Here is a 21,302-nt window from a genome sequence, read left to right as displayed (position 1 = left end):
ACTATTTTTTTACGTTTTCCAAAATTTTGTCGAATAATCTTTTTATTTATGCGCCATTATTTAATTCAAACGGGAGCAGACACCCTCACGCCATCTTCGTATTTGTCCATTGCTGTTCCGATGTAGGCTCTCCCCCTGTAAGAGTAGGACGTAGCTGGCGTCCCCAATTGGGGGGGCTTTATTTCTGGAGAAACAAAAACCTTGCCATAGGGGCAAGGTCTAGGACAGATGTAACTTTTTATTTCAGCTTGCTTTAGCATTCGTTTTTTCATAAATATCTATGCCAGCTTCATTCAACATCCATTCAATGTGAACCCCATATCCGCTGGCAGGATCATTTACAAACACATGAGTAACTGCTCCGATCAGTTTTCCGTCCTGAATGATAGGACTTCCGCTCATCCCTTGGACAATTCCACCAGTTTTTTCAAGCAATTCGGGATCTGTAACCTTTAAAACCATCCCTTTGGTCGCTGGAAATTTTTGTGGAATGGTACTGACTATCTCGATATCAAATGGCTGTACTGCAGACCCGTTGACCACAGTTAATATCTGAGCAGGGCCTTCCTTCACTTCATGCGATAACGTAATTGGCATTGGTTTATCAAGTACACCATTAGGAATTTGCTGGTTTAGTTTTCCAAAAATGCCGAATGGGCTGTTTTTGGAAATATCTCCAATCACCGATCTATTAGCTGAGAAGCTAGCCAGCTTTTCCCCGGGATCACCATTGCTCCCCTTATCGATCGATGTCACTGTGGATCGAACTACCTGTCCGTCTTTTACAACGATTGGTTTTTTCGTATCCATATCGGAAATTACATGGCCCAGCGCTCCGTATTTCCGTGTCTCGGGATGATAGAACGTCATCGTGCCAATCCCGGCAGCTGAGTCACGAATATACAATCCAAGCTTATATACACCTTCATCTTTATCTTTTAAAGGAAGCAAAGTTGTTTTTATTTCTTCATTTTCTCGATTAATAACTAGCTGAAGAGGCTTGCTGTCTTTTCCTGACTGCTGTACGAAATGGGAAACATCCGCCATTTTCTCTATTTTTATTCCATTGATTTCCGTTATTCTATCTCCGACCTTAATATGGGCAATTTCTCCTGGTGACTTTTTCCCTTCTGCTGTTTTAACCAAATGGTGTCCTACCACTAGGACACCAAGCGTATTGAGTTTCACGCCGATGGATTGTCCCCCGGGTATTACTTTGAAATTTTTGATTACTTCCACATCAACTTTTTTAATTGGAAGGCCGGCAAAATCCAAAAGCAGCTCATTTGTTCCTGGCTGTTCTGCACCTAACGTAATGAAATTGGTTTGCTCATTCAAAGACACATTTTGTTCTGCACTTACCGTTGCAGTAACAGGAAGCATTTTAGGGATGTTATAGGATTCACCTTCAAAAAGGACAATCTTTCCTGGGATGGTCAGGTATTCACGTAGCGGCTGGTAAAGACCTGCTAATAATAGCGAAACAAGGAGAATTCCACCGATGATTCTGTTGATCCATATAAACTTCAATCCATTCACCTCTCCTCGCCTCTTTGGTCTCGCTAATGGCTACATGTTTAATTTAGCCTTCAAAACAGCCATTTATAACTGTGGCACAAAATAAAAGCTATCCGTTTTTGGATAGCTTTACATTGAATGAGCAAACTATTTTGTGTAAATAAGGAGCGAAGATGTGATCCTGGAACATGCCCTTCTTTTTATTTCACTGTGAAAAATCCAGTTGTTCCTATCCTTTTTTTAATGACTTTGCCTGCACCAGAAGCTCTTTAGCATGCTGTTTAGTTAAATCCGTGATTTCTACCCCTGAGATCATCCGGCCGATTTCATCTATTTTGTCTTGTTCATTTAATGGTGTGACACTAGTTTTTGTTCTTCCGCCTTTTATTTCCTTGGCAATGAATAAGTGGGTATCGGCCATTGCAGCTACCTGGGGCAGGTGAGAGATACACAGAACCTGTGAGTGAACGGCTACTCTGTGAATTTTCTCAGCTATCGCTTGAGCTACCCTGCCGCTTACACCTGTGTCGACTTCATCAAAGATAATTGAAGTTATTCCCTGGTGTTTTGAAAATATATTTTTCAGGGCAAGCATGATCCTTGAAAGCTCCCCGCCGGAAGCAATTTTGGATAGCGGTTTAAGGGGTTCTCCTGGGTTAGTTGATATATAAAACTCAAGCTCATCCAGTCCATTTTTTAGGATTTCCTGGCTGCCAAATTCAGAATACTCCTGGCCAGTCTTATAAAAATGGACATTAAATATTGTTTTTGCCATGTAAAGTTCTTTTAATTCCTGATGGATAAGCTTTGTGAGCTGTTTCGCAGCTTTCACCCTTAACTCTGAAAGGTTTTTCGCTTCTACAAGCAGGTCTTCCTTTATGGACTTAACCTGAGTTTGCAGCTTAGCAATATGTGTTTCCCTGTTTTGAAGTGTTTCTATTTCTTCTTCAATTCTTGCCCCGTATTCAACTATTTCTTCAATATTATTTCCATATTTCCTCTTAAGCTGATTGATTTCATTAAGACGGCTTTCAATTTCATCAATCCGGACCGGGTCATATTCGAGGTTTTCCAGCTGCTCGCTAATTGTGGAAATCATGTCTTCAAGGATATAATAGCTGTTTGAAACAGTCTCAGCCGTACCTTTTAAAGAATCATCAATGCTTGCCGCATCTTGCAGGTTGTTCATGGCTACTGATAGCCAATCTAATCCCCGGTGATCTCCTCGAAGTGCCTCGTAGCTCGTTTGAAGGGATTCAAAAATCTTTTCAAAATTATTGATTCTCTTTCGTTCTTCCGCAAGCTCTTCATCTTCTTTCAGTTTCAAATCAGCTTTTTGGATTTCATCAAACTGAAACTGAATCAAGTCCAGCCTGTGAGCCATTTGCTTTTCATCCTGGCTCAGTTTGTTTAATTGCTTTAATGCTGAATCATAATCTTTATAGAGCACTTGATACTCTGAAAGCGAAGCAGCCAGCTTTTCTCCTCCGAATTGATCAAGAAGAGGCAAGTGAAGATGGCTGTCCATTAACTCCTGATGCTCATGCTGCCCATGGATATCAATCAGCGTGCTGCCGATCTCTCTTAGTCCCGCAATTGTGACCAATTTCCCGTTTACCCGGCATACGCTTTTCCCTGCCACCGATAAATCCCTTCGCAGCACAATCATCCCATCGCTTATCTCTATTCCGAATTCTGCAGCCTTCTCCATAATCGGATGGTTTTCATCCTCAATTTCAAACAGACCTTCTAATTCTGCTTTTGATTCTCCATGTCGGACAAACTCCGCCGAACCCCGGCCGCCAACAAGCAGATGGATTGCATCAATGATGATTGACTTACCGGCACCTGTTTCACCGGTTAAAACGGTTAAGCCCTTTTCAAAGGAAATCGAAAGGGCTTCTATAATGGCAAAATTTTTAATCGACAATTCGGTTAACAAGCCTTGTCCTCTCCTTTAGAGCATATCTAAAAATCTATTAGTAATTTTCTCTGTATCTTCTGGGGTACGGCATATGATCAGGCATGTATCGTCACCGCAAATCGTTCCCATTATTTCGTCCCAGTCAAGATTATCGATAAGCGCGCCGATCGCTTGGGCATTTCCCGGAAGTGTCTTCATTACAAGTAAATGGCTAGCGGAATCAATCCGGACAAAAGCGTCAACTAGCAAGCGTTTCAGCTTTTGCAGCGGATTAAACCGCTGATCCGCAGGGAGACTATATTTATATCTTCCATCCATCAGAGGTACTTTAACGAGATGAAGTTCTTTTATATCCCGGGATACGGTTGCTTGTGTTACATTGAATCCTGCGTTCCTTAATTCATCTACCAATTCATCCTGCGTATCTATATCGTTGTTCGCAATGATTTCCCTGATTTTAATATGCCGTTGTCCTTTATTCATCCGTAGGAGCACCTCTTTAAGAATTAAATGATACTGTATCAGGCTTTTGCCATATTCAAAAATAATGGTAGCCGATTTATAGCAATTGTACAATTTTTTTCTTCATAAAACGTCTAATTATTACACTATTCGCCTTTCTAGTTACTTTTTCCTTTTTTTGTCTTTTTATTAGGGATTGCTGTAATTACCTCAGGCAATGGTTCTCGATTGGGTAGCCGGCCTATGATAACGCCTGTGCCTCTTCAGATATGCTCCGAGCTTTCCTGATTAAATGAAAGGAACAAACCCCGCCAATGAATAAAATTGGCGGGGTCTTCATTATATTTCATCGTCATTTTTGGATTGTTTAAGCTGCTCATGGGCTTCTTTTACAATATCTTCAACCGACTGTTTTAAAAGGATTTCTCCAGTTTGTTTTTGGGCGGACCAGAATAAATGGAGTAAAAACTCAATGTTTCCATCTCCACCTGTAATAGGTGAAAACGATGCATCCTTTATGTCAAAACCTTCCCCCTGGGCGAAGCTAATGATCTTATTCAGCACTCCCTTATGGATTTTCGGTTCCCTGACAATCCCCTTTTTCCCAACCTGCTCCTTGCCCGCTTCAAATTGGGGTTTAACGAGTGCTACAACATCGCTTCCCGGAACAAGGAGTGTTTTTAGGACAGGCAAAATCAAGGTTAAAGAGATGAATGACACATCAATGCTTGCAAAATCCGGCATTTCTCCCGAAAGGTCAGCAGGCGTTACATAGCGGAAGTTTGTCCTCTCCATCACCTTCACTCTTTCATCCTGGCGAAGCTTCCAGGCAAGCTGATTATAACCTACATCCAGGGCATAAGACATCTTTGCCCCGTTTTGGAGAGCGCAATCCGTAAAGCCTCCGGTCGACGAACCAATATCGAGGAGAATCTTATCCTTTATTTCAAGGTCAAAGGTTTTAAGTGCCTTTTCAAGCTTGAGCCCGCCCCTTGAGACATACGGCATCACTTTGCCTTTGATAGTAAGGTTGATATCAACCGGCACTTTTTCTCCCGGTTTATCAAGCCTTTCTTCGTTACCATATACCTGGCCTGCCATTATGCTTCTTTTAGCTTTTTCCCTCGTTTCTGCTAATCCTTGCTCCACGAGTAATACATCAAGTCGTTCTTTTTTTACCTTCATGGTGTCATGCCCTTTTTTGCTTTTTTGGTGAAATCATTTTAATTCTTTGAACGGTATTCTCAACAGTCAGACCTATTTCTTCCAGAAGCTTATCAACAGAGCCATGTTCAATAAATGTGTCCGCAATTCCCAATCTGTCGATGACAGCATTATGGAAACCGCAGTCATGTGCATATTCTAGGACAGCACTGCCAAACCCGCCCTGTAAAACGGCTTCTTCTATTGTTAAAATTGGCATTTTCAGCTGAAATAATTCATTCAGCATTTTTGCATCCAGCGGCTTAATAAAACGTGCATTCACTACTCGAACAGAAATGCCCTGTTTGTTTAGGATGTCTGCAGCTTCCAGCGCCATCGGAATTGTTGTGCCAAAAGTGAGAATGGCAACATCCTTACCATCCTTTAATACTTCCCAAGAACCGATCGGAAGGTTTGTAAATTGTTCATCAATTTGAACGCCCACGCCTTCTCCTCTTGGGAAACGCATAGCAATTGGCCCGCCATCGTATTTAAGTGCTGTATACACCATATTCCGGCCTTCATTTTCATCCTTTGGCATCATCAAAACCATATTTGGCAAATGCCTTAAAAACGCAATGTCGAATACTCCCTGGTGTGTCTCTCCATCTGCCCCTACCAATCCAGCGCGGTCAACTCCAATGAATACATTGAGGTTCTGGCGGGTGATGTCATGTACCAGCTGGTCATATGCTCTCTGCAAAAAGGTCGAGTAGATCGCAAGAAACGGTTTCATATTCTGGGTCGCCAAGCCCGCAGCAACTGTGGCCGCATGCTCTTCGGCAATCCCGACATCATACATCCGATCCGGAAATTCACTCGCAAAACCCTCCAGCTTGGAGCCGACAGGCATCGCCGGGGTAATCGCCACGATCCTCTCATCTTCCCGGGCAAGCTCCCGAACTGTTTCACTGACCAGCTTGCTCCAGGCTGGCGGGGTATTGACTGGTTTCACAAAAGCCCCAGTTTCAATTTTATAAGGGCCAGTACCGTGCCATGTACCGATTGTATCGCTTTCTGCAGGGTTGTAGCCTTTCCCCTTTTTTGTAATCACATGCAGCAGAACCGGGCCAGAGGTTTTCTTGGCATAGCGCAGATTTTCAAATAAATCTTCATAATTATGTCCATCAACCGGTCCCAGGTACGTGAAGCCAAGTTCTTCAAAAAACATACCGGAAACGAACAGATATTTTAAACTGTCTTTTACCCGTTCAGCGGTCGAGGCAAGCTTTCCGCCAACTGCCGGAATTTTCTTCAATAGATACTCAAGCTCATCCTTGACCCAATTGTACTTGCCTGCGGTCCTTAGCCTTCCCAGAACGTTATGGAGCGCCCCAACATTAGGTGCAATCGACATTTCGTTATCATTCAAGATGACGATCATATCTTTTTTCTCACTGCCGATATGATTTAACGCTTCAAGAGCCATTCCGCCCGTAAGCGCACCATCACCAATGACCGGAAGAATGTAGCTCTTCTCTTTTTTCAGATCTCTTGCAATTGCCATTCCCATTGCCGCTGACAGGGATGTCGAGCTATGGCCGGTTTCCCAGACATCATGCTCGCTTTCTGCACGCTTTGGAAAACCTGACAGCCCTTGATATTTACGTAGTGTATCAAACTCGCCCGCCCGTCCGGTCAAAATCTTATGCACATACGATTGGTGGCCAACATCCCAGATAATTTTATCGTCGGGACTGTTAAATTCCTTATGCAATGCAACTGTGAGCTCTACCACTCCAAGATTGGGGCCTATATGCCCGCCTGTCACTGACAATTTTTCAATCAGGAATTTTCTGATCTCACTGCTGAGTTCCTCTAATTGTGCATTATTTAAATTCTTTAAAAATGTCGGGTTTTGTATTGATAGAAGATCCAAATAGGATCACTCGCTTTCTTTCTGTTGTATCAGGGCCCTTTTCTTTTGGCGCCCCGCAAACCTTCCGCTAAAAAACAGCCGCTATCACATTGTGGTAACGGCTGGGCAATTTGGGCGGTTCAATTATCAATTTTACCATCACTATAGCATAAAACACTTTCGTAAACAAACTCTATATTTTTTATCAATGGTCCCTTGCAGCAATCATTTCGGTCACTTCTTCGAGCAATTCAGTATTAATGCCTGATTTTGCAAGAGAAAGCAGGGCCTGTTCAATGTGAATGCTCAGTTTTTCCTTGGCCCCGTCCATTGACAGCAACGCCGGGTACGTGCTTTTGGAATTTGCCGTATCGCTTCCAACAGGCTTTCCGATTTTCTCCTGTGAACCTTCAATATCGAGGATATCATCACGTATCTGGAAGGCGAGCCCCAAATGCCGAGAAAATTCCAATAGTAAGGTTTTCTGCCTTTCGGAGGCTTCTGCCAGGATCGCCCCAGCAAGTATACTGGCAGAAAGGAGCTTGCCTGTTTTATTACTATGAATGTATTCCAGACTCTCGAGAGCCAGATGTTTCCCCTCAGCCTCTATGTCCGCCATTTGGCCGCCAACCATTCCTTCAGCACCTGCCGAACGGGATAACAGCTTGATTAGCTCAAGCTGCATCATGGGAGTTACACCCTCCATATCTATTTCAGCTATAGCCTGAAAGCTGTATGTCAAAAGAGCATCACCCGCGAGGATCGCGGTCGCTTCTCCAAAAACTTTATGATTTGTCGGCTTGCCTCGCCTCAAATCATCATCATCCATGCTGGGAAGGTCATCATGGATCAGCGAATAGGTATGTATCATTTCAATGGCGGCAGCAACAGAAATGCCTCTGTCAGGGTTTTGCCCAAATGCCTCCAGCACCGCAAATACCAGCATGGGCCTGATTCTTTTTCCGCCTGCCTCCAGCGAATATAGCATAGCTTCCTTTAAAGAGTTAGGGGCATGCAGTTTGGAAATCTGGGACTGCATTTCCTGTTCGAGAGCTCTTTTATATGTTTCTGAAAAGGATTGGAAATTCATCGCTATTCCTCCTCTTGCACGATGAAGCTCTCCAGTTCTCCATCCTCCCGCAATATTTCTGTAAGCTGTTCTTCAACCGTTTTTAACTTTTGGTGGCAGAGTCTTGATAAATCCATCCCTTGCTTGTAAAATGCAATGGCTTCCTCCAGAGGCACGTCTCCGTCCTCCAATTTTTCTACTATTTGTTCAAGCTTGTACATCGCCTGTTCAAAAGTTAGTTCATTTTCTTCACTCATTAACTGCACTCTCCCTCTTGTCTTTCACTTCTGCTTTAATTTTTCCATCTCTTAATGTAACTGTAATGATATCTCCTTTGTTCACCTGCTCAGTACTTTTAACCAATGTGTCATTATCTGTAAAAGTTAAACTATATCCCCGTTCCATGATTTTCAAGGGGCTAAGGGCATCCAATGTAGAGATCGCATGTGTCAGGCTTTTTGCTTTCTCTGCAAAAATTCGCTCCATTTGCCTTCGGATGCTTCTTTCCTGTCTATTTAGTACAGATTCCGCATCAGCAATTCTCTGTTGGGGATGCTGTTTTTTCAAAGCCGTAACATGCCGTTGAAGCATATCGGTTTTATTAATAAAAAAGCGTTTACTTTCCCGCTTGAGCCTTTCCATCGCCCGATCAAGCTGCTCAAGCTTTTGCTCATACATCTGGCGCGGATAACGGAAAGCATATGACCGATCCAATCGGGCAAGTCTGGCCGCATCGGCATTTGCTTTTTCCCTTACCGATCTTGTCAGCCTGTTCTTCCTGTTTTGCAGACGTTCCATCAGTTCATTTAAGTGAGGAACGGCCATTTCCGCGGCTCCAGTCGGAGTGGGGGCCCTTAAATCCGCAGCAAAATCGGCTATTGTATAATCAGTTTCATGGCCGACCGCGGAGATAATCGGGATTTTAGATTCAAAAATGGCTCTCGCAACCACTTCTTCGTTAAAAGCCCATAGCTCTTCAATTGAGCCTCCCCCCCTTCCTACAATTAAAACATCTGTTTCTTGCCGGCGATTAGCTGCCGTAATCGCTTTTGCAACAGATGCTGCAGCAGCTGTCCCCTGGACTAAGGCAGGGTAAATAATCACCTTTGCTACCGGATATCTTCGTTTTAGGGTTGTAAGAATGTCGCGCAATGCCGCTCCCGTCGGGGATGTAATTACTCCAACAGCAGACGGGTACTTTGGAAGCTTTTCTTTATGCAGCGGCGAAAAAAGGCCTTCCTGTTCAAGCCTATTCTTTAGCTGCTCATATGCTATATATAAATCTCCAATACCATCCGTTGTCATTTGCTTAACATACATTTGATACTGTCCGCTCTGTTCATAGACTGTTATGTCCCCTCTGAGCAGCACATTCATGCCATTCTGCGGCTTGAATTTAAGGCTAGCAGTATTTGCAGCGAACATTACTGCAAGTATTCTTGCCCGCTCGTCTTTCAGCGTAAAATACATGTGTCCGCTTGAGTGCTGCTTAAAGTTGGATATCTCCCCTTTTAAATATATATCCCTAAGATGCGGATCCACATCGAATTTTCGTTTTATATATCTGGTTAAAGCGGAGACTGTCAGATATTTTTGATCGTTCATAAAAAGCTCCTTTGTTGTTTCAGAATGGAAGCTAATAGAAAAGCGCAAGCGCCCTGAAAAAGGAACGTCGACTAAGTTCGGCCACATCCTGTGGCACCGTCGGCACCAGCACGTCCTGTGCGTCGGGGCTGGGCGCTGGAGCTAGACATCTAAACTTGCTTATAAGCTATCCCTTATCTTAATAAAAAAGCTGTACCCTGCTATTATAAACAAGGATACAGCTTTGTTTAAATGATTTGGTAACATTTTAATACTTTCTGTTTATTTCGCCGACTTTTTTGCTGCTTTTAGCGTGTTATGCATCAGCATGGTGATTGTCATCGGACCGACACCTTTTGGAACAGGTGTGATATAGGAAGCAACCTGCTTAACTTCATCAAACGAAACATCGCCGCACAGTTTACCTTCTTCATTCCGGTTCATGCCTACATCGATGACTACGGCACCTTGCTTCACATGTTCTGCTGTGATTGTATCATTGCGGCCAACAGCAACAACCAGAATGTCAGCTTGAGTTGTAAAGCTTTTTAAATCCTTAGTCTTAGAATGACAATATGTAACCGTTGCATTTTCATTTAAAAATAACTGTCCGACCGGCTTACCCACAATATTGCTCCTGCCTACCACCACGACATGCTTTCCCTCTATCTCACAGCCGATATACTGCAGCATCACCATAACCCCATATGGTGTACATGGATAGAGTGTATCCTGTCCGGTCATTAACCGGCCAATGTTGATTGGATGGAACCCGTCGACATCTTTTTCAGGAGATATTGCTTCAATTATTGCTTTTTCATCAATATGATTTGGTAATGGAAGCTGAACCAAAATTCCATGAATGGTGTTATCCTCGTTTAGTTCGGTAATCTTGTTAAGCAGTTCTTGCTGAGAAAGTGAAGAGGGATACTTTGCCATCACGGAGTGCATTCCGAGCTCCTCACAAGCTTTTTCCTTCATCTTCACATATGTTTGGGAGGCCTGATTATCACCAACCAGTATTACTGCAAGCCCAGGTGTAACACCTTTCCCCTTAAGCTCGGCCACTTCAGCCGCGATTTCAGTTCTAACCTTACGAGCAATTTCAGAACCATCAATTATTTTAGCTGCCATCCTCAACTTCCTCCCTGTAATTGTCTATTATTTTTTTAGTTCTTCCTTAACCTTGGACAGTACCGCATTGACGAATTTGCTTGATTGATCATCACCAAAAACTTTGGCAATTTCAATGGCTTCGTCCATAACCACTTTTACAGGAACCTCTTCGTTGTTCATCATTTCAAAAACAGACAAGCGAAGCAGGTTTCTGTCAATATTGCCCAGACGTTCAAGCTTCCAATTCTCAAGATTATCGCGAAGGATAGTATCAATTTGTTCCTTATTTTCTACAGAGCCCTTCACCAAAAACTCAAAATACTCGTCTTTGGCTTGTCCATCCAAAACGCTATCCATGGCATCTCCAATGTCGGCTTTTCCTATTTCCATTTGAAATAATGCCTGTAATGCTTTTTCGCGCGCTGTTCTTCTTTTCATAGCGTGGCTCCTTTACGTTTCCTTTTGATATGAAGATAATAGCATAAAACGAACATTTTAGGTAAGTCTTTCATAATTATTAAGTTTTTATGTTTATTTTTGTAAAATTCAATTAAAAACAGTTTTACTTATAAATATTTTGCTTCTTTGATGTTTCGAAAATAATCCCTCCTTACCATTCTTTCCTTTTCGGCAAAAAGAAAAACCTCTGTCCGCCAATCGCGAAAACAGAGGCTTTGCATTATAGGTATTTGATAACCGCTACCGCAGCAGGACTTATACCTCCTGCTCAATCTCTACTTCTTGTTTGCCGTTTTCGAATTGAACACCTACAACATGAATATTTACTTCATCTGCTTCTAAAGCTGTCATATTGAGTAAAGTCTGGCGAATATTATCCTGGACTTCCTGTGCTACTTTTGGAATAGATACACCAAATTTTATAACACAATAAACATCAACCTTAATGCTGGTTTCTGTCAATTCTACCTTTACGCCTTTTCCGTGATTTTTCTTACCAAGGCGTTCTACCACTCCTGAGGCAAAACTGCCTCGCATTTGAGCTACCCCTTCAATTTCCCCCGCAGCAATACCAGCAATAACTTCAATAACTTCCGGAGCAATTTCCACTTTCCCCATACCGTTATTATTCTCATTCATTTCTAACATTTGATTTTCACTCATATGAGCACCTCCTGTTTCCCCTTCATTATGAATTCATTACATCATAGATTTCAAGGAATTTTGTATTAAATTCTCCCTCGACAAACTTTTCATGAGCCAGCAGCTTCTGATGGAACGGTATTGTCGTGTGAATTCCTTCAATAATGAATTCTCCCAGCGCCCGCTTCATTTTTTCAATTGCTTCCTCGCGGGTTGCCCCATAGGTTATCACTTTGGCAATCATGGAATCATAATAAGGAGGAATAGAATATCCCGGATATGCTGCCGAATCAATACGGACACCGTAGCCTCCAGGCGGCAGATACATTTGAATTTTCCCAGGTGACGGCATGAAATTCTTTTCAGGATTTTCAGCATTTATCCTGCACTCAATGGCCCAGCCGCTAAATGTTACATCCTCCTGAGACAGTGAAAGCTTCTCACCGTTGGCAACACGGATTTGTTCTTTGATCAGATCAACACCTGTTACCATTTCGGTAACTGGGTGCTCTACCTGAATCCGTGTGTTCATTTCCATGAAAAAAAACTTGCGGTTATTGTAATCATAAATAAATTCAACTGTTCCTGCACCTGAGTAATTTACTGCAAGAGCAGCCTTTACCGCTGCTTCCCCCATCTCATTCCTTGTTTCGCTATCAATGGCGGGTGACGGCGTTTCTTCGAGCAACTTTTGAAGGCGGCGCTGGATCGAGCAGTCTCTTTCCCCGAGATGGATAGCATTGCCGTGATTATCAGCCATGACCTGGATCTCCACATGGCGGAAATCTTCAATATATTTCTCAATATACACCCCTGGGTTACCGAAAGCAGTCATAGCTTCCTGCTGGGTAATCTGCAGCCCTTTTATCAATTCTTCCTGTGTTTTCGCAATTCTGATTCCTTTTCCTCCGCCGCCAGCCGTAGCTTTTAAGATTACAGGATATCCGATTTCATCGGCGATAGCCAGGGCATCATCCTGATCCTTTACAACACCCTGTGAACCTGGGACAATCGGAACTCCGGCTTTGCGCATTGTTTCCCTTGCAACATCTTTTGTTCCCATTTTAGAAATGGCTTCCGGGGACGGACCAACAAAAGTGATGCTGCAATCCCTGCAAAGCTCCGCGAAGTCGGCATTTTCAGCCAAAAAACCATAACCTGGATGAATGGCATCAGTCCCCGTCAGCTTGGCGGCACTAATAATGTTGGTGAAATTTAAATAACTGTCTTTTGAGGCTGTCGGGCCAATACAAATCGCTTCATCCGCAAGCTGGACATGGAGAGCTTCCCTGTCCGCTTCGGAAAAGACGGCGACGGTTTCAATGCCCATTTCCTTGCAGGCACGGATGACCCGTACTGCAATTTCCCCTCTGTTGGCAATCAGTAGCTTTTTAATCATATGTCTACAGCTCCTTATACAGGCCTAACCAAAAATAACGGCTGGCCATATTCCACTAGTTGGCCGTCCTTGACAAGAATTTCTGCGATTTCTCCATTTACCTCGGCTTCAATTTCGTTGAACAGCTTCATTGCTTCCACAATGCATACAACCGATTCTTTGTTTACCTTTGAGCCAACCTGTACATACGCATCTCCGCCAGGTGTTGAAGATTGATAGAAGGTTCCTACCATAGGAGAAACAATTTTATGTAAGTTTTCTTCGGCTTTTTCTGTTTTTGCAGCTTCTGCAGCGTTTGCAGCAGCAACAGGCGCCTCAATGGCAGCTGCTTGCGGCTGAACTGGAGCTGGAACTGCTTCAGTTTGAACTGCTTGAACCGGAACTGCTTGATATGCCGGACTGACAGGCTGAACACTGCCGGGTTTTTTCATCTCAATCTTCGTTCCCTCAGCTTCATAGGTAAATTCACTAATGCTTGATTGGTCAACTAGCTTGATAAGCTCTCTGATTTCCTGCACCTTTAACATTCTGGCACCCCTTGTTCATGTTTAATATAAAATGAGCTTTCAGACTTAATCATATGTTTAGTAAGAGCGAAATACCGCTCCCTTATATTAAGACGAGCTACTAATATCATACGATAACTTCTTGCCTAAATTCAATATCATAACACTCTCTATTAAATAATAGGGTTACAGCCTATAACCCAATTTTAATTTTACTGCAATTTATAAGCAATAATAACCTTCCCTAAAGAACCTGAAAAAAATAGCAAGAGTTTTACTATCATTTTAAAAAGCAGATGCAAAATAAGTTATGTAAGAACATTTTAAAGGGTTATATTTTTCTTCAACGTATTACATATACAGGAAATATTAACCATTATTATTGATCTAGAATCGTAGCGGGATGTTTAGTGGATATAATGAAACATCTGATATTAGAGAATTGGAGACGAAAAAACAGCTTGTAATGAAGGCCGCTTTTGTTTCCGTCTTTTTGGCTGCAGTTGTCGATATTCATATGAAGAAGGATTCTTCCAAAGGAATCATACGATCCGTAAACGATTCAGCTTGGTGATACAAGAAGCCAGCGCTGCACTCAAAGATCTCGCTGCCACTGTCCAGCATCAGACAGACCAGAATTCCCTTGTCCAATCAATTTCAGAGACAATTGAATCGCTCTCTCGCGTAATGCAGCTTTATCAGGAAGAATCGAATTGACCTTCTATTTACTAACTTTCAAAAAACCATCTGGACAGATCCAGATGGTTTTTCATGGGCGGATAGGAAATTATAAATGTTATCATCTTATTAAAAATATTGATCTTTCTTTCCATCCGCAAAAAGCAGAACACAGACTAAATTCGCCAGTGTTGTAACTTAAACCCGTTACAAGCTTTGTCCTATGGCAACGTCTGTGTGACTCGCACCCTCACAAAGCTATCGCTTTGTTTCGTCCGATGTATCGCTGCCAAAGCTCTCCTTGTCCTGCGGCCTCAACTACACCTCTGCCATCACCTTTTCAAGGCTCGCAAATCGGCGAGTTTTCTACTAACGAGGAAGAGAGTTTCTACTTCTCGGAAACCTTAAAGTCTACTGCAACATTTAACGTATCGTCTAATTCCTTGCTTACAAGGTTGATGATATCAACGACTGCTGCGTTGCTGAGTTTTTTATCCGATTTTACAGTGACATTTACGTCTTCGCCATCAATTTTGACAAGTGCGGCGTTATAATCCATGGAAACAATCAATGACTCCAGCATTCCTTCTTTAACAGAAATATCGGAAAGCTGCTTAATTGATTCATGAGCTTTATTGCGTTCTTCGGCAGAAAGATCTGTATTCGCCATTACAGCTGTAAGTTCTTCTCTAAGCCTGCTGCGCTCGTCTTCAATTTCAAGGCGCATTGCTTCAAAAGCTTCGTCATCAGCAGTTGTTGTAATCGTCTTTGAAGCAGCCCCTTCAGCCTTTTCAGTACCTTTTTCCTCAGTCTGAACTACATTTTCTTGTGTTGCTTCCTTCTGTTTGTCCTCTTTTTGGCCGGTAGCTGCCATATTAGTCTGATTTGGCTCCGGAGAGGTTAAATAGTACACCGATAATACGACTACCAGGCTTAGCATTGTCAATAACCATACTGTTTGCTTTTTTAATAACATTTCATTTCCCCCTTATTTTTTAGGCATTACAGCGATCCTGTGGCTTGGAACATCAAGAGAGCGCTGTACCGATTCAATAATCCATTTTTTTACCTGTATATTCCCTGCCCCCTTAGCTACCACCAAAACTCCCCTGATTTTAGGCTTTTTGGTTTCAAGCACGAGAGGTACTTCCTTTTCACCTGAACGGATGATTACTAACTGCTCATCTGTTGATGAATCCTCAACAACCCGTTTTCCGCCATCCTGATCGGTTTCATCTGTCACTTGTTTCTGAGTAACTCTATTTTTTTCAAAAACTTTTTTCTCTGAAGCATCCACATTTATCACAACGGTTACGTCATCCACACCATTTATTGCCTCAAGGGCGTCCTTCATCTGATTTTCAAGGCCTCTTTCATAATCCTTTATTGAGTTGCCTGCAGAAGTATTCTTTTTTCCAAAAGCCGGAATATCCTCGGCTTCTCCTGCGGTTTCGGATATTGCCGGAATGGCTTCAGATGACTGCTCACCCTGCCTGTCCCCTATGACATTGCTTACCATCATGATTCCCAGGCCGGCGACCAGTACGATGAGAGCATATGAGTACATGGAGGCTTTTTTTTTCTTGTCTGCTTCCCCATTTTGGCTGCCACGTAATCTAGCAAGCCAGGAAAGCGGCCCCTTTTCATTTTTCATTATTCACTGCCCCTCCTTTCTCCGGCAATTTCTATCATTTCCTCCTCTACAGCCCATTGGGCGGCAAGGAACTCTTTTACATCCTTTAGATTAACGTTTTGCTCAGGAAGAGGACTGCTAGTATCTATTACTACCTTTGCTACTGCCGCCACTTCATCCCCTTGAATCTCTGCCGGAGCAAGTTTTACGGTTATGCCCTGGAGATCCTCCGGAATTTGAGGCTGTTCATCATTTTTGACTGTTACATCGATCGATTCTATCGCCATCTCGTAATCTTCCATCAACTCCTCTTCCACGCCCGCCTTTAGCCCGGCAGCCATTTGTTCTAAAATATATGCACGCTGTGAGGCTTGTATTTCTTTTTTCTTCAATTCCATTAAATTTTCCATGTTTTTTTCTTCAGGCCCATTAAAAGATTGGACAGTCTCGGCCATGATATTCTCAAAATCAGCTGTAAATAAACGGAGTACCGGAGTCAGGATAGTAGCAATTAATAAAAGCCCGATAACCATTTTCGCGTATTTCTGCATGGCAGAGCTCGGCAAGAGCATATCAATCACGGTCGCTAATAGCACAAACAAAATTATATTTGTGATCCAGCCTGTTAAAAACTCCATATTTGTTCCCTCCCTAGCGCACCATTAGCGTAATGTTGCCAGCAGCGATAATGACTGTTATGCACAAAAAAAACATCAGTGACACGATCGCAAGAGCGGCGAATACATAGATGATGTTTTTGCTGATGATATCCAGACATTTAATAACCGGGCCTCCGCCAAGGGGCTGCAGGAGTGCTCCCGCAAATTTATAGATGAATGCAAGTGTCAGTATTTTTATTGCGGGAAAAATGGTAATCAGCAGCAGGATGACAACCCCTGCAACGCCAACCGTATTTTTTAATAGGACGGACGCACTTATTACCGTATCAGCTGCATCAGTGAACATCCTCCCGATAACGGGGACAAAGTTCCCGGTAATGAATTTTGCAGTTCTAATCGTAATTCCATCTGCCACGGCCGTGGATGAACCCTGAACGGAGACGACACCGAGAAAAACCGTCATAAAGATTCCAAGCAGACCGATTCCCCAGTTTCTGAGAAGCTGGGCAAGCTGAGTGACCTTGTATTGGTCAGTTAATGTGCTGACAATGCTGAGCATCACGGATAAGAACAATAGCGGCAGTACAACAAATTGGATCAGCAGGCCCGATGTGTTCATTAAGAACAGCAGAACCGGATGAAAAAATGCAGCTGAGACAAGCCCTCCGGAAGTGGCAATCAAAGCCAGCAAAAGCGGAACGAGTGACATTAAAAAGGCAATCATTAAATCAATCGTATCTTTCGTATAAGTAATGGCAACGTGGAAGCTGTTCAGTGCCAGTATAATTAACACCATAAACACAATCGCATATGCCACTTTACTTACCGAGCTTTGTTCGAAGGCATTTTGCAGCGATTGTAAAAACATGCTCAGCACTGTAAGCAGGATTAGCGATCCGAGCAGTTTCCCCCCGGCAATCAGTTCATAGAAAATAAATTTTCCAATTCCCTTGAACCACTCCTTAAGCGAAAATTGTTTTTCGCCGCTGAGAAAGTCATAGAGGCTGCCTTTCTGGCTTTCTGGCAAAAATCCGCCGTACTCTGTCGTAACTTTATCCCAGTACTCTTTTAGCTCTTCCACTCCCAGCTCATCTATTTGGGATTTAATCATTTCGGTCTGAGTCTGTGAAACAGCCTCACTCGCCGCTTTCGTTTCTGAAGCTTGTACAACATCTGAGGTGCCGAAAAATAAAAAAAGGATAAATAGGATCAAATACTGAAATCGCTGCTTCAATTGATCACCTCACTGGAACTTACTGGTTCATGACATTTAACTTGGAATTAGTTTGATAATGGTTTCAATGATGACGGTCAAAATCGGTATTGCCATTGCAAGGATCAGGACCTTCCCAGCCAATTCGATTTTGGAGGCGATTGCCCCCTGGCCTGCATCTTTTGTAATTTGTGATGCAAACTCTGCTATATAAGCGATACCAATAATCTTCAGGATCGTTTCGAGATAAACCATATTTACATTTGCATTTATTGCAATTTTTTCAATCATTGTTATAACTTCATAGATTTTATCAGCGAGAAAAAGAAAAATGGCGCATCCAGTAAACACTATTAACAGAAATGCAAAATTAGGCTTTTGCTCTTTGACAATCAATGCAAGGAATGTTGCCACCAGCGCGATGCCAACGATTTTTAAGATTTCGATGGCAAATCCCCCCTTATCCCTGAAACAGGAAAACTGATTTAATTTTCTGGAAGAGATCCTCGACAATAGAAGCCACCATAAACAGAATATAAATAAAGCCAAAAAGGGTTACCCATTGTGCATATTCCTTTTTCCCAACCTGGTCCAATATCGTATGCAGGAATGCAACTACGATCCCGACGCCCGCAATTTTAAAAATTACGTCCACCTCAATTCCCATCCGTTATTCCTCCTCTGCTTATATCAGCAAAATTATTAATAGCAATCCTGATAGAAATCCCAGGCTTTTGAACATTTTTTCGTATTTCCCCTGGCGTTCTGCCGCATCCTGCTCCTCCCGCTCCAGATGTGACATAGTGAGAAGGATTTTCTGCTGCTGGTGGTATCTGTTGTGCTGGCCAAGCGTCTCCCCGAACTGGGATAGTATTTCAAATTCTCCCTGCTTAAGGGAAAGCAATTTCCATATCTCCTCCAAGCTGTCATCCCAGGCGATTTTCACCGTTGTCCCTCCATCAGAAAGCTTTTCAGCAAATGACTCAAACAACAAAGATAAAGGTTTTGAATGCTGTTTTGCCAGCTTTAAGGCGGCTTCTCTGAGAGGAGTGTGTCCATACATGATTTCCGATTCCAATGATTGGAGTGCAACCTTTAACTGCCTGAGCTGCCGGGTTCTTCTGCTAAGGTTTCTTCCAGCTTCAAAACCGGCCCAAGTGGTTGCCATTAAAATAAAAATGGCGCCAATTAGCTTTAGCATGATAGAATTCCACCCGCCTCTTGGAGGATTCTCTTGCCTTCCCCATCGAGCACGGTTGCTATTTTCCCAGGAGCGTCTTCTCGTTTCAGCTCTATAAATCTTTCAAATATATTCTGATCCAGAATATGCTTCATGTTTGGGCGCCTCCTTATTTCCTCAAGGCTTGTTCCATGTGCAGTAATCATCAGTTTAATCCCCGCGTTTGCTGCTTCGAGGACAGCTGCAGCATCCTCCGGCCTGCCGATTTCATCCACTACCAGTATTTCCGGACTCATTGAGCGGATCAGCATCATCATCCCTTCAGCTTTCGGACAGCCATCAAGAACATCCACTCTTGGCCCCAGCTCAAGCTGCGGAATTCCCTTTATGCAACCGGCAATTTCTGAACGCTCGTCCACAATTCCAACCTTTCTTGGAGAGATGTTTCCTCTCTCGCTTCCGCTTGAAATCAGTCTCGCGAGGTCCCTTAATAGAGTCGTTTTTCCAGTCTGCGGCGGCCCGATAATCAGGGTATTTAGCCATTGTTTTTGATAGATTAAACCAACCAGCTGTTCTGAGGCCCCAATTTTTTGGCGGGCAATGCGGATGTTAAAAGACGACACATCACGGATTGCCTTGACTGCACCGTTTTCTAAAATTACTTTTCCAGCCAGTCCTACCCTATGTCCCCCGGATACTGTTATATATCCCCGTTTCAATTCCTCCTCCAGCATATATAGGGAAAATTGGCTCAAATGGTTCAGCAGCTGCTGCGCATCTTCCTCATTGACCACATACGGAAAAAATAAAACCCTGCCAGCCGCAATCACTTCAAGCGGCCTGCCAATCCGGATCCTTATTTCTTCAATCGTGCTTGCGGTGTCTGGAGGAACTAACATTATCTGCTCTGCGATCCTGCTGGGCAGCATGGAAAGAATTTTTCTCATGATACATCCCCCTAAAATACTCTGGTCCACTACTAAAAATGTATGCCTGCCTGTACACTTTATGACCAATCCTTACGAACTATCGTCCAATGATTTCTGGAAAGAAAAGTGCAACCATGGATATAGGAAGAACGGCTAAAATCGCCACGTCCTCACAAAGCTGTCGCTTTGTTTCGTGCGATGCCTCGCTGCCTAGCGTTCCTTGTCCTGTGGCAACGCCGTTCTGACCCACATCCTGACAAAGGAACATCGGCTAAGGTCTGGCACGTCCTGTGCCAAACGCCGACGCCAGCACGTCCTGTGCAAGTCCGGCAAGCATAAGACAAGTGCTGACAGAAGGCGTTTTTTGCCTTCCGGAGTGATTGGCTTATGACCAAGGTTGCGATGGCACTTGATCGCAACACAGAGTTGTGATGGCCTTTGGTCGATGGCTTTTGATCGCAACTTGGTCACAACATTCGAGGCCGACTAAGTTCGCCGCGTGCTGTGGCGATGCCGGCATTAGCACGTCGTGTGCGTCGGGGCCTTATTTTACTCCGTAAAAAAAGTTGCCGGGAGCTGGAGCTAGACATTGTACCAGTTAAAAAGTCATACTTCTTTCCTTATAAAAAAAGCTGACTCAACCATGCCGCTATGTACGGCAGATTGAATCAGCTTTTTTGTTCAATTAAGATTTATGCACTGCAGATTATACTGCAAACTTATTAAAGGCGTTAATTATGCGCGAGATACATAGGATGCTTCTGTGGTGTTAATGATCAGTTTATCTCCCTGGTTGATGAAGAATGGCACTTGTACGGTTAATCCCGTTTCCAGAGTAGCAGGCTTTGTTCCGCCCGACGCTGTATCCCCTTTGATGCCTGGTTCTGTTTCAGTTACTTCGAGAACAACTGTGTTTGGAAGTTCAACTCCAAGCGTTTCGCTTTGGAATGTCATGATGTATACTTCCATGTTTTCCTTAAGGAACTTAAGCTCGCGTTCAATTTGTGCTGAAGGAAGCTCGATTTGCTCATAAGACTCGGAGTCCATGAAAACATGGTTGTCGCCACTTGCATACAGGTATTGCATTTTGCGGTTTTCAATATGAGCTTTGCTTACTTTTTCTCCTGCACGGAAAGTTTTTTCCTGGATAGCACCAGTACGAAGGTTGCGAAGCTTGGAACGGACGAATGCCGCACCTTTCCCCGGTTTTACATGCTGGAATTCAAGAACCTGCCAAATTCCGTTATCCACCTCAACTGTTAACCCTGTACGAAAATCATTAACTGAAATCATTTAATTTTCCTCCTGC

Annotated in this window: 24 protein-coding genes; 2 read left to right on the top strand and 22 right to left on the bottom strand. The window is 43.2% G+C overall.

Translation table 11 applies throughout. The annotated features are described in order from the left end of the window. Positions 1–243 precede the first annotated feature (243 nt). From spoIVB to accB, 13 genes are all read right to left on the bottom strand, one after another. Complete coding sequence (spoIVB, locus tag D0469_RS08835) at positions 244–1,530, bottom strand: SpoIVB peptidase (protein ID WP_117326379.1); 1,287 nt, start codon at positions 1,528–1,530, stop codon at positions 244–246. A gap of 217 nt (positions 1,531–1,747) precedes the next feature. Next, positions 1,748–3,460: a DNA repair protein RecN gene (gene recN, locus D0469_RS08830; RefSeq protein WP_117326378.1), complete on the bottom strand. Its 1,713-nt coding sequence runs from the start codon at positions 3,458–3,460 to the stop codon at positions 1,748–1,750. 15 nt (positions 3,461–3,475) lie between these two features. Continuing rightward, complete coding sequence (gene ahrC, locus D0469_RS08825; RefSeq protein ID WP_117326377.1) at positions 3,476–3,925, bottom strand: transcriptional regulator AhrC/ArgR; 450 nt, start codon at positions 3,923–3,925, stop codon at positions 3,476–3,478. Positions 3,926–4,243: 318 nt separating this feature from the next. After that, positions 4,244–5,089 carry a TlyA family RNA methyltransferase gene (locus D0469_RS08820; protein WP_117326376.1) on the bottom strand — a complete coding sequence of 282 codons (846 nt, stop codon included), beginning with the start codon at positions 5,087–5,089 and terminating at the stop codon, positions 4,244–4,246. A gap of 4 nt (positions 5,090–5,093) precedes the next feature. Further along, positions 5,094–6,986, bottom strand: coding sequence for a 1-deoxy-D-xylulose-5-phosphate synthase (gene dxs, locus D0469_RS08815; protein ID WP_117326375.1), 1,893 nt, complete (start codon positions 6,984–6,986; stop codon positions 5,094–5,096). 184 nt (positions 6,987–7,170) lie between these two features. Then, entirely contained in the window at positions 7,171–8,055 is an 885-nt protein-coding gene (locus D0469_RS08810; RefSeq protein WP_117326374.1) for a polyprenyl synthetase family protein, read from the bottom strand. Positions 8,056–8,057: 2 nt separating this feature from the next. Further along, positions 8,058–8,291, bottom strand: coding sequence for an exodeoxyribonuclease VII small subunit (locus tag D0469_RS08805; protein WP_117326373.1), 234 nt, complete (start codon positions 8,289–8,291; stop codon positions 8,058–8,060). Beyond that, on the bottom strand, positions 8,284–9,639 hold the full coding sequence (gene xseA, locus D0469_RS08800; RefSeq protein WP_117326397.1) for an exodeoxyribonuclease VII large subunit: 1,356 nt from the start codon (positions 9,637–9,639) through the stop codon (positions 8,284–8,286). Before xseA ends, D0469_RS08805 begins: the two co-directional genes overlap by 8 nt. A gap of 261 nt (positions 9,640–9,900) precedes the next feature. Then, positions 9,901–10,752: a bifunctional methylenetetrahydrofolate dehydrogenase/methenyltetrahydrofolate cyclohydrolase FolD gene (gene folD / locus D0469_RS08795; RefSeq protein ID WP_117326372.1), complete on the bottom strand. Its 852-nt coding sequence runs from the start codon at positions 10,750–10,752 to the stop codon at positions 9,901–9,903. 27 nt (positions 10,753–10,779) lie between these two features. Continuing rightward, positions 10,780–11,172, bottom strand: coding sequence for a transcription antitermination factor NusB (gene nusB / locus D0469_RS08790; protein ID WP_117326371.1), 393 nt, complete (start codon positions 11,170–11,172; stop codon positions 10,780–10,782). 276 nt (positions 11,173–11,448) lie between these two features. Next, positions 11,449–11,856: an Asp23/Gls24 family envelope stress response protein gene (locus D0469_RS08785; RefSeq protein ID WP_117326370.1), complete on the bottom strand. Its 408-nt coding sequence runs from the start codon at positions 11,854–11,856 to the stop codon at positions 11,449–11,451. 25 nt (positions 11,857–11,881) lie between these two features. Continuing rightward, the gene (accC, locus tag D0469_RS08780; RefSeq protein WP_117326369.1) at positions 11,882–13,234 is read right to left on the bottom strand and encodes an acetyl-CoA carboxylase biotin carboxylase subunit; all 1,353 of its coding nucleotides are present in this window, start codon (positions 13,232–13,234) and stop codon (positions 11,882–11,884) included. A 14-nt stretch (positions 13,235–13,248) separates the two neighbouring features. After that, positions 13,249–13,761: an acetyl-CoA carboxylase biotin carboxyl carrier protein gene (gene accB / locus D0469_RS08775; RefSeq protein ID WP_117326368.1), complete on the bottom strand. Its 513-nt coding sequence runs from the start codon at positions 13,759–13,761 to the stop codon at positions 13,249–13,251. A gap of 382 nt (positions 13,762–14,143) precedes the next feature. Between accB and D0469_RS21060 the strand changes: the two genes are divergently transcribed. Together D0469_RS21060 and D0469_RS21055 are read left to right on the top strand one after the other, a co-directional pair. Next, positions 14,144–14,314 carry a hypothetical protein gene (locus D0469_RS21060; protein WP_158553400.1) on the top strand — a complete coding sequence of 57 codons (171 nt, stop codon included), beginning with the start codon at positions 14,144–14,146 and terminating at the stop codon, positions 14,312–14,314. Beyond that, positions 14,311–14,457, top strand: a complete 147-nt coding sequence (locus D0469_RS21055; protein WP_158553399.1) for a hypothetical protein — start codon at positions 14,311–14,313, stop codon at positions 14,455–14,457. The genes D0469_RS21060 and D0469_RS21055 overlap by 4 nt, the downstream gene beginning before the upstream one ends. Before the next feature lie 349 nt (positions 14,458–14,806). Here D0469_RS21055 and D0469_RS08770 read toward each other — a convergent pair whose 3' ends face one another. From D0469_RS08770 to efp, 9 genes are all read right to left on the bottom strand, one after another. Further along, complete coding sequence (locus tag D0469_RS08770; protein WP_117326367.1) at positions 14,807–15,394, bottom strand: SpoIIIAH-like family protein; 588 nt, start codon at positions 15,392–15,394, stop codon at positions 14,807–14,809. A gap of 12 nt (positions 15,395–15,406) precedes the next feature. Further along, complete coding sequence (gene spoIIIAG, locus D0469_RS08765; protein ID WP_117326366.1) at positions 15,407–16,072, bottom strand: stage III sporulation protein AG; 666 nt, start codon at positions 16,070–16,072, stop codon at positions 15,407–15,409. Beyond that, entirely contained in the window at positions 16,072–16,689 is a 618-nt protein-coding gene (gene spoIIIAF, locus D0469_RS08760; protein ID WP_117326365.1) for a stage III sporulation protein AF, read from the bottom strand. Before spoIIIAF ends, spoIIIAG begins: the two co-directional genes overlap by 1 nt. Positions 16,690–16,702: 13 nt before the next feature. Next, positions 16,703–17,905 carry a stage III sporulation protein AE gene (spoIIIAE, locus tag D0469_RS08755; RefSeq protein ID WP_117326364.1) on the bottom strand — a complete coding sequence of 401 codons (1,203 nt, stop codon included), beginning with the start codon at positions 17,903–17,905 and terminating at the stop codon, positions 16,703–16,705. Between the two features lie 36 nt (positions 17,906–17,941). Beyond that, entirely contained in the window at positions 17,942–18,331 is a 390-nt protein-coding gene (gene spoIIIAD, locus D0469_RS08750; protein ID WP_199478431.1) for a stage III sporulation protein AD, read from the bottom strand. Between the two features lie 13 nt (positions 18,332–18,344). Further along, on the bottom strand, positions 18,345–18,551 hold the full coding sequence (gene spoIIIAC / locus D0469_RS08745; protein WP_101597128.1) for a stage III sporulation protein AC: 207 nt from the start codon (positions 18,549–18,551) through the stop codon (positions 18,345–18,347). An 18-nt stretch (positions 18,552–18,569) separates the two neighbouring features. Next, positions 18,570–19,085 carry a stage III sporulation protein SpoIIIAB gene (spoIIIAB, locus tag D0469_RS08740; RefSeq protein WP_117326363.1) on the bottom strand — a complete coding sequence of 172 codons (516 nt, stop codon included), beginning with the start codon at positions 19,083–19,085 and terminating at the stop codon, positions 18,570–18,572. Then, positions 19,079–20,011: a stage III sporulation protein AA gene (gene spoIIIAA, locus D0469_RS08735; RefSeq protein ID WP_117326362.1), complete on the bottom strand. Its 933-nt coding sequence runs from the start codon at positions 20,009–20,011 to the stop codon at positions 19,079–19,081. Before spoIIIAA ends, spoIIIAB begins: the two co-directional genes overlap by 7 nt. Positions 20,012–20,728: 717 nt before the next feature. Then, the gene (gene efp, locus D0469_RS08730) at positions 20,729–21,286 is read right to left on the bottom strand and encodes an elongation factor P (RefSeq protein WP_117326361.1); all 558 of its coding nucleotides are present in this window, start codon (positions 21,284–21,286) and stop codon (positions 20,729–20,731) included. Positions 21,287–21,302 lie beyond the last annotated feature (16 nt).

The organism is Peribacillus saganii (genome assembly GCF_003429095.1).
In the GTDB taxonomy this organism is placed as follows: Bacteria; Bacillota; Bacilli; order Bacillales; family DSM-1321; genus Peribacillus; species Peribacillus saganii.
This window is presented reverse-complemented; position numbering and strand designations above follow the sequence as displayed.